We start from the raw sequence: 13566 nt of genomic DNA, 5'->3' as shown, positions 1-13566 counted from the left end.
TAGGTGTTGGGGCGCAGGGAGCATTAACATATCAGGCGCGAAGCCCCATAAGAACGGGAACTCACAATGATCCTCGAAGTAATTCTGTTTCTCGCAGGAATCGCCCTCCTCATCAAGGGCGCCGACCTTTTCGTCGGCGGCGGCGGCGGTCTTGCGGCGCGGTTCGGCGTCTCCCCGGCGATCATCGGCTTCACGGTGATCGCATTCGGCACCTCTCTTCCCGAATTCGTGGTGAGCGTCAACGCCGTCATCGCAAACGACACCGGAATCGCCCTTGGAAACGTCCTCGGGAGCAATATCGCAAATATCGCCCTCGTGCTCGCCCTCTGTGCCTTTATCAGGCCGGCGCTCGTCAGCGGCGGCATGGCAAACCTGCGCGAGACCGCCCTCATGCTGGCGGCGACCGGGGTCTTCTGCCTCTGCGCCCTGCGCGGAGTCCTCGACCTCCCGGCCGGACTCGTGATGCTCGCCACCTTTGCCGTGATCCTCTTCATCATGACGCGGGGCGGCGGGGCGATCGCGGAGGGCGTGATCAGGAGCCACGGCCGCCGGGATATCCTCCTCACGGTCGGCGGACTTGCCGCCGTGGTGATCGGTTCCCAGCTCGTCATCGACGGGGCGGTGGCGATCGCCGGGTTCTTCCAGATCCCCACCTTCGTCATCGGTCTCTCGATCGTGGCGGTCGGGACCTCCCTGCCCGAACTGGCGACCTCGCTCGTCGCCATCATGAAAGGGGAGGACGGGATCTCGGTCGGAAACCTGCTCGGGAGCAATATCTTCAACCTCCTCTTCGTGATGGGGATCGGGGCGCTGATCCGCCCGGTGCCGGTGGCAAACCTCACCGACACCCTGATCGTCGCCGCCTTCTCCGTGGCGGTCATCCCCCTCTTCCTGGGCAGCGACCGCTGGACGCGGCTCTGGGCGGTCGGCCTGATGGCGGCCTATGCGGTGTATATCGCCTTCATCTTCGGGATGATCTAGAGGACCGGGACCCCGAGCGAGGAGAGGATCACCGGCACCATGATCGCCCCCATGCAATAGACGCGCCTGACCTCGACGAGCGCCGGGACGCGGCCGAGCAGGGTCGCCGCAGCGAGGATGAAGAGCCCGAACGGGCCGCAGAGGATGAACGAGAGGAGGGTGACGAAGAGGATCACCACAGCGTTCAGCGGCCCGAGGGGGACGCGGGCAAAGATGCCGGCCGTCCCGGAGAAGAGCATGGTGACGCCGAAGGCGACGGCCGCCGAGAGGACGGCGGCGAAGAGAAGGAACGAGAACGGCGGGAGATCGAGGGTGCCGAGGGCGACCATCACCCCGTTGCGCATCCGCCCCAGGGCGTACAGGGCGGCGAGGCCGAGAAAGGCATTCGCCGTGTTTGCGGCGCTGGTGGCCAGGATGAACCCGGCGCGGTCGTCGCCGTAGTCGATCGCCGAGGCGAGGACGGCGTTTGCGGTGGCGCTGGAGAGCCCGGGCAGCCACCCGACGACGGCCCCGGCGACCGAACCCGCACACGAGCAGCGGACGAACGAACGCGTCAGGGGGACGGCGCCACCCTGCTTCTGCGGGGGCATCGCACCGCCCGCGGCCGAGAGGAGGACGGCGACGCCGAAGAGCCCGGAGAGGAGGGGCATGAGCACGGCGTCGCCGCCGTTCCAGGCGAGAAAAGCGTACCTGAAGGTGAAGAGACCCAGGAGTCCGGAGACGAGAAAGACCCCGGCGGCCCATTCCGGCGACTCCGAAAAGACGACGAGGTAGCAGGCGACCGCAAGGAGGAGGAGGCCGATCCCCCAGTCGATCGCGGGCTGGAGGGCGGGGAGGGCGACGAGAAAGAGGAGGCAGAAGGGGAGCGCCCATACGACGGCGCTGGCGCTGCCGAAGGCCGAGATCCGCACCGCCTCGGCGCCCCGCCCCTCAAGGCAGAGGGCGTGCGCCGGCAGGACCATCACTGCCGTGTCGGCGTCGGGCACCCCGAGAAAGGTGGACGGCACGCAGTCCAGGAAGGTGTGGGTGATCAGGGCCGCCACCAGCGCCGCGGCGAGCACCGGGGTGCCGAGGGTCCCGACCAGGAGGGGGGCGACCGAGAGGAGGAGGCCGGCCATCGTGTTGGCGTGCACGCCGGGCACGAGCCCGCTGACGATCCCGAGGGCGACGCCCGCAAGCGTGCCGACGATGAGGGGGACGATCACACGGGAAGATCGGCCCGGCCCGATATATATGCTGCGCAATCGATCCGGGGGAAACCGTGATATCCCTCCCGCACCGAACATTCCAGCAATGTTGATTGCGATCACCCGCCTGGCAGAGAAGGCGGGGAACGACGCCGATGTCTGCGCCCGCTTCGGCCATACCTGCTATACGGTCTCGCCCCTCAGGGCCGACCTCCGAGAAGAGGCCGTCGGCCGGTTTGTAGAGGACGCAAACGCCGGGGCCTTCGACGGCATCTTTTTCACGAGCGCCCTGCCCGCGGCGGTCGTCGCCCCGCGCCTTCATCTCCCGCGCCCGGCCCGGATCGTCGCCATCGGGCCGCAGACGGCCAGAACCCTCGAAGAGAGCGGCCTTGAGCCCGAGACCCTGCCCACCTATTACTCGGCCGATTTCGCCCCGCACATGGGGGCATGGCTGCAGGGCAAACGAGTCGGAATCCCGAGAGCGGCAGTGCCGAACCCGGCCCTCCTCCAGGCGATCGCGGACGCCGGAGGAGAGGCCTGCGAGTACCAGGTCTACGACCTGGTGCCCTCGGGCGAACCCCTCGACACCGGCCGCGCCGACGCTGTGCTCTTCACCAGCGCTTCGTCGTTTACCACGGCGCGGTGGGAGCGGCGTGAGGGGCAGATCGTCATCGCCATCGGGAGGGTGACGGCGCAGGCGATGGAGACGGCGGGCGTTGTTCCCGATGTCGTCGGGGACGGTTCTCTTACCGGGACGCTTGCGGCCCTGGACCTCAGGGGCGGGAAGAGAGCGGCGACCGAACACCTGCCCGGCGTGCCGCAGGCCGGGCTTGTCGTGGTGGACAAACCGCGTGGGCCGTCGAGCCACCAGGTCGCCGCATGGGTGGGCGAGATGCTCGGGGTGCAGGTCGGGCACGCCGGCACCCTGGACCCGCAGGTCTCAGGGGTGCTCGTGGTGATGTTCGGCCCGGCGGTGCGCCTCGCCCCGGTGCTCCTGCGGGAGCAGAAGGAGTACGTCTGCGCCATGCGCATCCACGGCGACGCCGACCGTGCGCAGATCGAGGAGACCGCACGGGAGTTCGTCGGCCGGATTTACCAGCGCCCGCCACGGCGGAGCGCCGTGAAGCGGTCGCTGCGGATCAGGAAGATCCACGACCTCGAAGTGCTCGACGTCGACGGGCGGGTCGTGCTCTTCAGGGTAGTCTGCGACGCGGGCACCTATATCAGGTCGCTCTGCCACCACCTCGGCCTCGCCCTGGGGACCGGCGCTCATATGCAGGAACTGAGGCGGACGAGGTCAGGCCTGTTCACCGAGGATAAGGCCCTGACGCTCCACGCGATCAGGGACGCCTGCGTCGCCGCGGCGGCGGGCGATGAGGCGGCCCTCAGCGGGATCATCCTCCCGCCGGTGCTGGGCGTCGGCGAGATGCCCAGGATCGTGGTGCGCGACGCGGCGATCGACGCCATCTGCCACGGGGCGAAACTCGCCGGGGTCGGCGTGCTCTCGAAGACGAAGTACCGTAAAGGGGATCTCGTGGCGGTGCTCTCAGAGAAAGACGAACTGGTCTGCCTGGGCGAGGCGCTCGTCGATGCAGAGGCCTACAAACCCGGCGATACCGGGCTGGTGCTCGCGCCGAAGGCCGTGATGATGGCGGCAGGCACCTACCCCCGTGGCTGGACGAAGAAGACCGGCCAGAAGAAAGCGTGAGGGTCTGGCCCGCCCGCACTCCCACCGGCAGGGGGCCTGCCGGCACGGCCGCGGGGATAGGATTAAAAAAAGGGGAAGCGAATAGTTAAAGGCGCAGTGCTGAGGTAGTCTAGTGGTATGGCGCGGGCCTGGAAAGCCCGTGGGGCGTTGAGCCCCTCGGGAGTTCAAATCTCCCCCTCAGCGTTTTAAAAAATGTTCAATGTATGCTCTTTTGGCTTTGTTGAAAAGCTCCCCTCCAACAGCGATTGAGATCGCCGGAAGGTGCTTCGGTGAGGGTATGATAGATCTTCCCTTTATCGTGGAACCAGGCTACGGGATGGTCTGGACGAAGCCATTCCCCCGGCAGTTTCCGGGAGCAGATGCGGGATCAGTGCCCCGCAAAACTGCGATTGGGGCGGGGACGGGAAAAATATGCCGACTCGCCGATCCATCAGTTTTCATCGACAGATGCTCCGCCCCTCCCGTCCCCGCATATTCGGGGCAATCGTATGCAGGGGTCCGGGGGTGCAACCCCCGGCGCGAAGATGGGGGGAAAGCGAATGAATCACGCTCGCATCCGGAAAAGTGATGATTTCTACAAAGCCGCTCTTTTCCGACTCTGTCTTCGACTGCTGTCCCGGCAACCGTCTCTCTCTCCACCGCCCGGACCCGCGAACCCCTGATCCTCCCGCTCGGCCTCCCACACCCATGAAAAATAAAAATCGGCCACGAATCGCAATTCAGGGCCCGTATAACTGCGAATATTCCCGCAGCCATGGGATCCTATATCTCTGCACGCCGCCCATCCCTGAGCATGCGACCACGAAGATACACCCTGACCCTCGCGGCGACGGCCGTCGTCCTCGCCGCCTGCCTCCTTGCCGCCGGATGCACCGGGCAGGCTCCAGGCGGGGAGGGCAACGCCACCGCTCCGACGGCCGTGCTGGACGGCACGGCCTGGAACCTCCTCTCGTACGAACAGGACGGTTCGATGAAGGATGCCCTCGAGGAAACGACGGTCACCCTGATCTTCACCGACAACACCACCCTCTCGGGCTCGGCCGGGTGCAACCACTACTCTGCCCGGTACACGGAAACGGGCACGGCGATCGCCATCGGCCCGGCCGTCTCGACGCTGATGTATTGCGAGACGCCCGGCGTGATGGAGCAGGAGAGCGCCTACCTCGGGCTCCTCGACACAGCGGCGTCCTTTGCGATCGAGGGCGATACCCTGACCCTCAGGGACATAAACCGCACCGTCACCCTCGTATTCGAGAAGGCCACACCGTCCGAGCCAGCACCCCTCATCGGGACAACCTGGACTCTTGAATCTCTCCACGCCGGCGACACCGTCAGTTCGGTCGTCGCAGGCTCAATGATCACCGCCGTCTTCGGGGAGGACGGGAACCTCACCGGTTCGGCCGGGTGCAACCGCTACTTCGCCACCTGCACCCTCTCGGGCGCCTCGCTCTCGATCGGCCAGATCGGGTCGACGAAGATGCATTGCACCGCGGACGGGATCATGGAGCAGGAGACCACGTACCTCAACCTCCTCGGGGACGTGAAGAGGTACGCCATCGAAGGCGACCGGCTCGACCTCCTCGACGAGAGCGGCGTCCGGGCCCTCACCTTCAGGGCAAAGCCCTGAGCGGTCTGCCGGAATCCGGTTTAAGGGGAGGCATATTCCCCCGCCGCACCGGGACAGGGTTCATTCCAGGCGCCGCCACGCCTGGCCCGGGACCAGGACCTCAAACCTGGCCCCCTTCCCGAACCTCCCGGTCTCGGCGATCCCGATCCCGGTGACCGAGAGTATATCGCGGGAGAAGGCCAGCCCGAAGCCGGTGTTGTTCCCGTAGCCGTACCGAAAGATCCGCTCCTTCTCCTCATCCCTGACGCCCACGCCGTCGTCCTCGAAAGCCAGCACCAGCGTGCCGTCGGGCCTTTCCCCGGTAGAGACGACGAGGCGCGTGAGCGTTTCGCCGTGGCGGATCGCATTTTCCAGCAGGTTATATACCGCCTTAACCGAGAGGGGATCCGCATAGATCTCCGCCCCGGCGACCCGCACCTCGATCTCGACACCATCCCGGTGGAGGCCCTCAGCCGCACGCTCGATCATCGGCGCGATGGGCTGCCAGACAGGCTTATTCGACCCGATCTCCTGGTATTCCCGGGAGAACTGGAGGTGGCGCACGATCTTCTGGACGATATCGATCGAGAGCGAGAGATATCGCCCGCTGTTCGGGCCGTTTGGGTCCTCTTCGAGGAAGGAGAGATACCCGGAGAGGGCGGTGACGAGGTTGCCGATATCGTGCCTGGTCAGCTGCGAGAGCATCGAGATCTTCTCGTTCGCAATCCTGAGGGCGGTCTCCGATGCCTTCCGGCCGGTGATATCCCGGACGATGAGGACGAAGCCGGCCGGCTCCCCGTCCCGGTCCCTGACCGTCGAGCCCGCGATACTGACCACGCGAGGGTTCTCATGACCGATCCGCGCCTCGGAATACGATACTCTCCCCTGCCCGTCAAGGGCCTGCCTGATTGAGCGATAGTCCTCCTCAGGTATGAGCGAACCGACCGACCGGCCCGGAAGACCGGCCTCCGCACCACCGAAGATCCCTGAAGCAGATGCATTTGCCGCAACGATCCGCCCGTCAGGGTCTGCCAGCACCACGCCGTCGGGCATGGTCCTGAGGATCTCCGGGACCGCCGTTTCAGGGCTCAGGGCGAAGAGCCCGTACCGGCGGATCGCATGGGCGATGAGCAGGGAGAAGATGACAAGCCCGATGAAGACGAGGTTCGGGGTATGGATGCCATAGAGCGGAAGGATCGCCCCGGATAGGGCGCCGAATATAAGGACCGTGGCGAGGCCGACGCAGACAAGCCGGTTCTGGCGCCGGATCCTCTCGCGGGGCGCCCGCTCCCAGGAGGCGAAGCTGGCGTAGGACGCCTGGAGCATCACGAGGACGACACAGACCGTCTCAAGCAGGTAGACCGGATGCCCCTGCACCGGGAGGTAGACATACCCGACCCCGGGCTCGTAGGCGACGACATAGATCCAGTCGGTGAAGATCTCGACGAGAGCGAAGGCGACGGCCAGCAGATAGAGGGCTGCGAGGAGGAGAGGGCGGCGCACGCCTCCCCGCGGCATGGTGCCGGTGAAAACGAGGACGAAATGGACGGTGAGTGCGATGACAACGGTCCAGAACGAGCTCGCCTTCAACCAGAAGAGAACGCCGTCATAGGTGCCGGCCTGCCAGATGAAAAACTCCCCGAGGGCCCAGGCGGTGGCGGCGAGCATCAGGGCGAGGAAGAGGCGGTGGACCGTCGATGCAGGCTTCTGCGCGTAGACGAAGAAGCCAAGCCCGCAGGTGATGAGCGCGCAGAGAAGGCAGAAACCGGCAAGAACGGCGAGTGCATCCGGGGGTATCGCAGGCATGGCCGATCACCCGACGATGGCGGGAGGCGTTTCTTTCTGCGGCAGACCGCCGCCCTGGCCCCCACAACGCTTCACTCTCGCAAACCGACGCATTTTCTGTACAATGGCTCGGTTTTCCCCCATGAAAAACTCTTTGCTTTTTTATTTTCATCGAAAATTGAGAGGGGCGGGCGTTCAGGAGCGATCGGCACCCGTCCTGCCGCAGCGAGCGAGGCCCGAATAGAGGAGCACAAATATGTGCAGAAACAACCAGGTATGTACACTACCATGACACCCCTGCGGCAACCGGGCAGCCATGCCTATGTGCACGGACATTCACGCGAAGAACAGACCCGTCTGAGCGACCAGGCCTCGACCCTGGAGACGCTGCTGCACGAAACCGTCCGGTACCCCCCGGGCTCCTGCGTCCTTGAGGCCGGGTGCGGGGTAGGGGCGCAGACCGCCATCCTCCTGAAAAACAACCCTCAAACCCGCTTCGTCTCGGTCGACATCTCCGCGGAAGCCGTCCTGGGTGCCCGGGAGCGGGCTGGCGAGGACGGGCGGGAAAGGGCCTGTTTCGTCCGGGCCGAGATCGGGGCCCTGCCGTTTCCCCCCGAATCCTTCGACCACATCTTCGTCTGCTTCGTCCTCGAACACCTGGCCGACCCGGTCGCCGCCCTCAACCACCTCCGCGGCAGACTCCGGCCCGGCGGCACGATCACCGTCATCGAAGGGGACCACGGATCGACGCTCACCTACCCGCAGAGCCCTGACGCCGACCGGGTCGTCAGGTGCCTCGTCGAGTTGCAGGCGGAGGACGGGGGCGACGCATGCATCGGGCGCCGCCTCTACCCGCTCCTCAGGGAGGCGGGGTTCGCCGATATCGGCGTTGAGGCGCTTCCGGTCTGCGTCAATGCCGGGACCCCCCACCTCATCGAGGGGTTCACCGAACAGACCTTCATCGCGATGATCGAAGGGGTCAGGGAGCGGGCGCTCGCCGCCGGAATGGTGACGCCCGGCGAGTGGGAGCGCGGCATCGCGGCCCTCAGGAGAACGGAAGAAGAGGACGGGACCTTCACCTACACCTTTTTCAGGGCCGTCGCAGGGGATGGCGAGGAGCCTCCGGGGATCGCCGCCGGTTAAGGAAGACCGCCGCCCCTCCATATCGCTTATCAACCCCTGCGGCCCATCCACCGCTATGCACCGGATCATCGACTGGAACGAACTCTGGAAGGCAGTCTATGCCGCTTCACCCCTCAGAAAAAAGAAAGATCTGGACCCCGGCAGCGCCTGGGACAAAAAAGCGGCCGCCTATGAACGGGCGGTGAACGACGAGGCGGCGATCGCGGCGCAGGAGGTCGGGATGATGGCCCTCCTCCCGGGCGACCGGGTGCTCGATATGGGTGCGGGAACCGGTCGCCTCGCCGTCCCGATGGCACAGGTCGCCGCCCACGTGACCGCCCTCGACCCGTCTGAGCGGATGCTTGAGAAGCTCGCGGCCGGCATGGCGGCAAAAGGGCTCACGAACTACTCGTGCATCAGGATGCGGTGGGAGGATGCAGCGATCGGAGAGAACGTCGAGGAGCACGACGTCGTGGTCGCCGCATACTCCCTGGGCTTTTACGACCTCGGGGCGGCGCTGGAGAAGATCGACGCCGCCGCCAGCCGCTCTGTCTGCCTCTTCTGGCACGCGGGAGAGTGGCGCACGCCGGCGGAGATCGCCCTCAGGCAGGCGGTGTTCGGCGGCGAGGGGGAGGACGTGGGCTACCCGGACTACTCCTACATCATAAACATCCTCCACGACAGGGAGATCTACGCCGACGTGACGGTCTACGAGGCCGTGCTGACAAACCGGTACGCCTCGCCCGAAGAGGCCGCAGAGGAGTGGGCGACGCTCCACGAGGCCCCCGAAGAGAGCCTCGGGACGGTCGCCGAACATTTCGCCGCAATGCTCGAGCCCGACGGCGCCGGGGGGTATCTCCACCGGAAACGGCGGCGGCAGGCGATGATACGCTGGCAAAAGAAGTGAGGCGGGGGAGGCACGATCCCCGCGCCCGGTTCCCGGAATGAACCGATCGGTTCGATAAAAGTTCATATGACCGGGAAAAACGCTATAGCATGTCAGAACTGCGGAGAAAAAAACAGAGAGACGCCTCATCCCGGCCCGCGTGGGGGACGAGGTTTCGGGGGAGCGTTCAGGCTGCCCTCGCCCTGTTCTGTATCCTGCTGCTGACGGTGTCCCCGGCCGCCGCCGACGACGCACGGCCGTATGAGGACAGTCTCGCAGCAACGAATACGACCCCACATCCGGCTGATATCGTCGTGGACGGCATCACGACCCCGGGAGACGAAACGCCGGCACCTGATGAGATCAGAGAGCAGCATATCGTCCGGTATGTGGAGGAGAACAGGGAGGCCGATCACGGCGAGGGGATGCGCCGGAACGCGGCCAGCGTCCTGCGGCAGATCGCCGGTCTTGAAGACCGCGGTTATGACGTCGCCGACCTCAGGTCCGCCCTCAGGAGCGGTGACGAGGCGCAGGTGAAGGAGGCCTTCTGCCGCATACAGGCGTGCGTGACCGGGCAGTGACCGACGAAAACGGGATCCCGGGCATACCTATGCCGATGTATCTTCACGGATCTGCACCCCGGTGATCCCATCCTCCTCGAGGGCGGAGAGGATCGCAAGGAGAAACGAGGAGACGATCTCGTCCCGGTGATCGATCCGCTGGATCCAGAACCCGATGCTCAGGGTCAGGGTGTCGGGGCCGGCGCCCGAGACCAGCACCTTCGGGCTGAGAAGCGAGAGATCGACCGTTTCCGCATACAGCCGGCGCATCGAGGGGAGCTGGAGCAGGGAATCGAAGAGGCTTTTCTCCTCTCCCCAGACATTCGGGAGGATCTCGGGCTCGCGGTCTGCGGCGGCGAGCACCAGACCCCTCGCACGCTCCACCGGAATGGTGCGCGGCACAACGAGGGCAAGGCGCACCCTGATGAACCCTGAGCGTGTGTAGTTGACGATCTTCGTGTTGAGCAGGGCGGAATTCGGCATCGTCACCAGCCTCCCGTTCTGGCCGCGCAGGGTCGTCGTTGTCAGGGCGATGTCCTTGACCCTGACGATGCCGGTCTCAGGCGCCCCGCCGACGGCGATCCACTCTTCGAGCCCGATCGGACGGTTCACGGCAATGAGCAGCCCGGCCAGGACGTTCTGAATGATCTGGGCCGAGGAAAAGGCGACGACGATGCTGAGGATCCCCAGGCTTGCCGAGAAGGCCGTCAGATCAAAATCGAGGATGACGAGGGCGCTGAAATAGATCCCGGCGAAAATGACGGCATACTGGACCAGGGCAGCGGAAAACCTGGCGCTTCCGCGCGGGAGTACGGGGTCCAGGGCTCGCCTGACCAGGGCATAGCAGAGGTTTCCGGCAAAGATGAATACAAAAAAGAGGAGGATGAAGATGAGAACGTTCTCCAGGGGGACGCCGCCGATCATCACGCCGTTGTCTGCCATCGGATCGGTGTCGCCACAGATACTCATAAACCATTCCCCGTCCACCGGAGTACTGTGCTACCCGAAAGGATCCGCGAACTGATCAGGGCAGACCTCCCCTCGCTGCTCGCCCTGTACAGAGACCTCCACGCCCACCCCGAGATCTCGGGCGAAGAGGCTGAAACGGCCGGGAGGCTCGCTGCCGCCCTTTCTGCCGCAGGGTGCAGGGTGACCGGCGGGATCGGCGGCCACGGCATCGTCGGCGTGCTCGAAAACGGCGCCGGCCCGGTGGTGATGCTCAGGGCCGACATGGACGCCCTCCCGGTCGCCGAGGAGACCGGCCTCCCGTACGCAAGCCAGCGCCCGGGCGTCATGCACGCCTGCGGCCACGACGTCCACATGACCGCCCTCGTCGGGGCCGCCCGCCTCCTCGCCGCCACAAAAGAGCGCTGGCGCGGGACGGTGCTCTTCGTCGGCCAGCCGGCAGAGGAGATCGCGGCCGGGGCGCGCCTGATGATCGCCGACGGCCTCTTCTCCCGGTTCCCGCGACCCGACTGCGCCGTCGCCGTCCACGTCGGCCCTGACCTCCCGGTCGGGACGGTCGGGAGCAGGGGCGGCATCCTCTCGGCAGGCGGAGAGTCGATCGACCTCGTCGTCAGGGGTATCGGCGGGCATGCCGCCCACCCGGACCGGGCCCGCGACCCGATCCTCCTGGCCGCCCAGACCGTGCTCGCCCTGCAGGCGATCAGGAGCCGCGAGATCGATCCGAACGAGTTTTTCATCCTCTCGACCGGGGCGATCCACGGCGGGAGAAAACACAACGCCATCCCGGACGAGGTCGTGCTGAAGATGAGCATGCGCTACCACACCCGGACCGTCCAGGAACAGGGCCTCGCCGCCATACGGCGGATCGCCGAGGGGACCGCCGTCGCCGCCGGGATCCCTCCGGCCCTGATGCCCACGATCAGCGTGATCGGCGAATCGGCACCGCCCCTCTACACCGACACCGCCCTGACCGAAGGGTGCGCCGCGGCGATCAGGGCATGCCTGGGAGCGGAGAGCACGGTCGAGATCCCGCCCCTCTCAGGGAGCGAGGACTTTGCGGTCTTCGGAGAGGAGGGCATACCGCTCGCCTACTTCAGGATCGGAACTAAAGAGGCGGGCGACGGCGGGGCATACCTCCACTCCTCCCGGTTTGCCCCCCGGCCCGAGGCCGCCGTCGAGACCGGGGCGATCGTTCTCGCCGTCGCCGCCATCGCATGCGCCCCGCCCGAGTGAGGAAAGAGCGATGGATGCCTGGGTCTTTTCAAGCGTGCTCCTCCCCCTCTTCATCTTCTTCGCGAGGATCGCCGATGTGACCCTCGGGACGATGCGGATCATCCTGGTGAACAGGGGGATGAAATATGCCGCCCCGGCGCTCGGCTTCTTCGAGATCCTGATCTGGCTCCTTGCAATCGGCCAGATCTTCTCGAACGTCACAAACTATGTCAATTATGTCGCCTACGCCTCCGGTTTTGCGGCCGGCAACTACATCGGGATCCTGGTCGAGGAGAAGATCGCCATGGGCCTGGCCGTCGTGCGGATCATCACCCAGCGGGACGCCACATCGCTCATAGGGACGCTCAGGAGTTCAGGCTATGGCGTGACCGTCATGGACGCCCAGGGCATGGCCGGCCCCGGCAAGGTGATCTTCACCGTCGTGCGGCGGAAAAATGTCCCTGACGTGGTCAGGAAGGTGCACGAGATCTCCCCGAAGGCGTTTTACTCGGTGGAAGACGTCCGCCATGCGGCCGAAGGGACATTCCCGCAGGCGATGTACCAGCGGCGCGATATCCGTCTCCTCAAATACTTCCGCAAAGGGAAATAGGTGCTCAGGCAAATACGCCTGCAGCAGCGAGGCATGCGACCAGGATAAAGGCGATGAGAGCGGCGAGGTTCAGTTCTGCGGCACAGATGATCTCTCGCCGGTCGACGGGGGGGTGAAGCAGAGGGATGGCCCCGGCGAACACCGGCAGTAACGAGGCCGCCAGCACCTGCGGGGGAGCGCTCCAGGCCGCCGGGAGGAGAAGGGATATGGCGGCGGCGGCGAGAAACATCGCTATAAACGCATTTCTTCTGCCAGATCTCACGACAAAATTCTCTTTTCCGGCAGCATGATCGCCCTCGCGGTCAGGCATCTCCACGCTCAGGATGAAAAAAAGCCCGGCGAAGAGAAGCGGGAGGATGAAGAGGGCGAAAGAGAGGTCAAACAGCCCGCCGGCCGCAAGATAACCGGTACCCGGCATGAAAAAACCGAAGGTGAGCATGGTCGCCGCCTCGCCGAGACCGCGGTATGCGAGGGAGAGGGGCGGGGCAGTATAGTACCAGCCGACGAGGTTCCCGGCGAGGACGAAGGGGAGGAAATAGGGGGGCAGCGGGTAGAAGATCGCACAGAGAAGGGCAAGAGCGAGGGAGATCCCGATGAGTACGAGGGCGAGCGAACGGGCCGCCCCGGCGAGATCGGGCCGCGAGATGAGGACGCCGCTCCCGCCCGATATGCGCGTGCGCATCCCCGGGCGGTCGGCCTGCCGGTCGAAGTAGTCGTTGCTCAGGCTGACCGAGACCTGCCCGGCGGCAAGGACGAGGTAGCAGAGGAGAAGACGGTCCGGCACTGCGAAGGGATCGCCTGCGGTATATGCGCCCAGGAGAAAGAGCAGCAGCCCCCCGAGGATAAACGGGAGGCGGCACAGCCTGAGCAGGGCACAGAGTGTCCCGGTCTGCTGGGAAAGGCCGATCCCCCTCATGCTCAGGAAGAGAGAGGCAGCCCTGAT

At 65.6% G+C, this 13566-nt stretch carries 12 protein-coding genes and 1 tRNA gene; 9 read left to right on the top strand and 4 right to left on the bottom strand.

Translation table 11 applies throughout. From position 1 onward, the window contains the following. The first annotated feature begins 66 nt into the window (after positions 1–66). Complete coding sequence (locus METLI_RS02065; protein WP_004037629.1) at positions 67–981, top strand: calcium/sodium antiporter; 915 nt, start codon at positions 67–69, stop codon at positions 979–981. Here the strand turns inward: METLI_RS02065 and METLI_RS02060 are convergent. Then, positions 978–2186: a tripartite tricarboxylate transporter permease gene (locus METLI_RS02060; RefSeq protein WP_004037627.1), complete on the bottom strand. Its 1209-nt coding sequence runs from the start codon at positions 2184–2186 to the stop codon at positions 978–980. The two genes, METLI_RS02065 and METLI_RS02060, sit on opposite strands and share 4 nt — an antisense overlap. Positions 2187–2274: 88 nt before the next feature. Here METLI_RS02060 and METLI_RS13595 point away from each other — a divergent pair, with 88 nt between their 5' ends. From METLI_RS13595 to METLI_RS02045, 3 genes are all read left to right on the top strand, one after another. After that, positions 2275–3876 carry an RNA-guided pseudouridylation complex pseudouridine synthase subunit Cbf5 gene (locus tag METLI_RS13595; RefSeq protein ID WP_004037625.1) on the top strand — a complete coding sequence of 534 codons (1602 nt, stop codon included), beginning with the start codon at positions 2275–2277 and terminating at the stop codon, positions 3874–3876. A 98-nt stretch (positions 3877–3974) separates the two neighbouring features. Beyond that, a tRNA-Ser gene (locus METLI_RS02050) sits at positions 3975–4059 on the top strand. 610 nt (positions 4060–4669) lie between these two features. Then, positions 4670–5503, top strand: a complete 834-nt coding sequence (locus METLI_RS02045; protein WP_004037623.1) for an META domain-containing protein — start codon at positions 4670–4672, stop codon at positions 5501–5503. Positions 5504–5563: 60 nt separating this feature from the next. Here the strand turns inward: METLI_RS02045 and METLI_RS02040 are convergent, their stop codons facing one another. Continuing rightward, on the bottom strand, positions 5564–7288 hold the full coding sequence (locus tag METLI_RS02040) for a PAS domain S-box protein (protein ID WP_004037621.1): 1725 nt from the start codon (positions 7286–7288) through the stop codon (positions 5564–5566). Positions 7289–7543: 255 nt separating this feature from the next. Here METLI_RS02040 and METLI_RS02035 point away from each other — a divergent pair, with 255 nt between their 5' ends. From METLI_RS02035 to METLI_RS02025, 3 genes are all read left to right on the top strand, one after another. Then, on the top strand, positions 7544–8410 hold the full coding sequence (locus METLI_RS02035) for a methyltransferase (protein ID WP_245529390.1): 867 nt from the start codon (positions 7544–7546) through the stop codon (positions 8408–8410). Further along, the gene (locus METLI_RS02030) at positions 8376–9296 is read left to right on the top strand and encodes a class I SAM-dependent methyltransferase (RefSeq protein ID WP_245529389.1); all 921 of its coding nucleotides are present in this window, start codon (positions 8376–8378) and stop codon (positions 9294–9296) included. The genes METLI_RS02035 and METLI_RS02030 overlap by 35 nt, the downstream gene beginning before the upstream one ends. An 89-nt stretch (positions 9297–9385) precedes the next feature. Then, positions 9386–9856 (top strand): hypothetical protein, encoded by a 471-nt coding sequence (locus METLI_RS02025; RefSeq protein WP_004037615.1) that lies wholly within the window; start codon positions 9386–9388, stop codon positions 9854–9856. Between the two features lie 27 nt (positions 9857–9883). Here METLI_RS02025 and METLI_RS02020 read toward each other — a convergent pair whose 3' ends face one another. Continuing rightward, positions 9884–10804, bottom strand: coding sequence for a mechanosensitive ion channel family protein (locus METLI_RS02020; protein ID WP_004037613.1), 921 nt, complete (start codon positions 10802–10804; stop codon positions 9884–9886). A 27-nt stretch (positions 10805–10831) separates the two neighbouring features. On the opposite strand from METLI_RS02020, the gene METLI_RS02015 reads away from it, so the two are divergent. Then, positions 10832–12034 carry a M20 metallopeptidase family protein gene (locus METLI_RS02015; RefSeq protein WP_004037611.1) on the top strand — a complete coding sequence of 401 codons (1203 nt, stop codon included), beginning with the start codon at positions 10832–10834 and terminating at the stop codon, positions 12032–12034. A gap of 10 nt (positions 12035–12044) precedes the next feature. Beyond that, the gene (locus tag METLI_RS02010) at positions 12045–12623 is read left to right on the top strand and encodes a DUF2179 domain-containing protein (protein WP_004037609.1); all 579 of its coding nucleotides are present in this window, start codon (positions 12045–12047) and stop codon (positions 12621–12623) included. A 4-nt stretch (positions 12624–12627) separates the two neighbouring features. Here METLI_RS02010 and METLI_RS02005 read toward each other — a convergent pair whose 3' ends face one another. Beyond that, positions 12628–13539, bottom strand: a complete 912-nt coding sequence (locus tag METLI_RS02005) for a prenyltransferase (protein WP_004037608.1) — start codon at positions 13537–13539, stop codon at positions 12628–12630. Positions 13540–13566: the final 27 nt, after the last annotated feature.

Source organism: Methanofollis liminatans DSM 4140 (assembly GCF_000275865.1).
In the GTDB taxonomy this organism is placed as follows: domain Archaea; phylum Halobacteriota; class Methanomicrobia; order Methanomicrobiales; family Methanofollaceae; genus Methanofollis; species Methanofollis liminatans.
This window is presented reverse-complemented; position numbering and strand designations above follow the sequence as displayed.

What these genes read in the sequence shown, in the direction of transcription:
- METLI_RS02020 (WP_004037613.1), bottom strand. Translation starts at nt 10,804, where the DNA reads ATGAGTATCTGTGGCGACACCGATCCGATGGCAGACAACGGCGTGATG.
- METLI_RS02005 (WP_004037608.1), bottom strand. Translation starts at nt 13,539, where the DNA reads ATGAGGGGGATCGGCCTTTCCCAGCAGACCGGGACACTCTGTGCCCTG.
- METLI_RS02010 (WP_004037609.1), top strand. Translation starts at nt 12,045, where the DNA reads ATGGATGCCTGGGTCTTTTCAAGCGTGCTCCTCCCCCTCTTCATCTTC.
- METLI_RS13595 (WP_004037625.1), top strand. Translation starts at nt 2,275, where the DNA reads ATGTTGATTGCGATCACCCGCCTGGCAGAGAAGGCGGGGAACGACGCC.
- METLI_RS02040 (WP_004037621.1), bottom strand. Translation starts at nt 7,288, where the DNA reads ATGCCTGCGATACCCCCGGATGCACTCGCCGTTCTTGCCGGTTTCTGC.
- METLI_RS02035 (WP_245529390.1), top strand. Translation starts at nt 7,544, where the DNA reads ATGTACACTACCATGACACCCCTGCGGCAACCGGGCAGCCATGCCTAT.
- METLI_RS02025 (WP_004037615.1), top strand. Translation starts at nt 9,386, where the DNA reads ATGTCAGAACTGCGGAGAAAAAAACAGAGAGACGCCTCATCCCGGCCC.
- METLI_RS02065 (WP_004037629.1), top strand. Translation starts at nt 67, where the DNA reads ATGATCCTCGAAGTAATTCTGTTTCTCGCAGGAATCGCCCTCCTCATC.
- METLI_RS02030 (WP_245529389.1), top strand. Translation starts at nt 8,376, where the DNA reads ATGGCGAGGAGCCTCCGGGGATCGCCGCCGGTTAAGGAAGACCGCCGC.
- METLI_RS02045 (WP_004037623.1), top strand. Translation starts at nt 4,670, where the DNA reads ATGCGACCACGAAGATACACCCTGACCCTCGCGGCGACGGCCGTCGTC.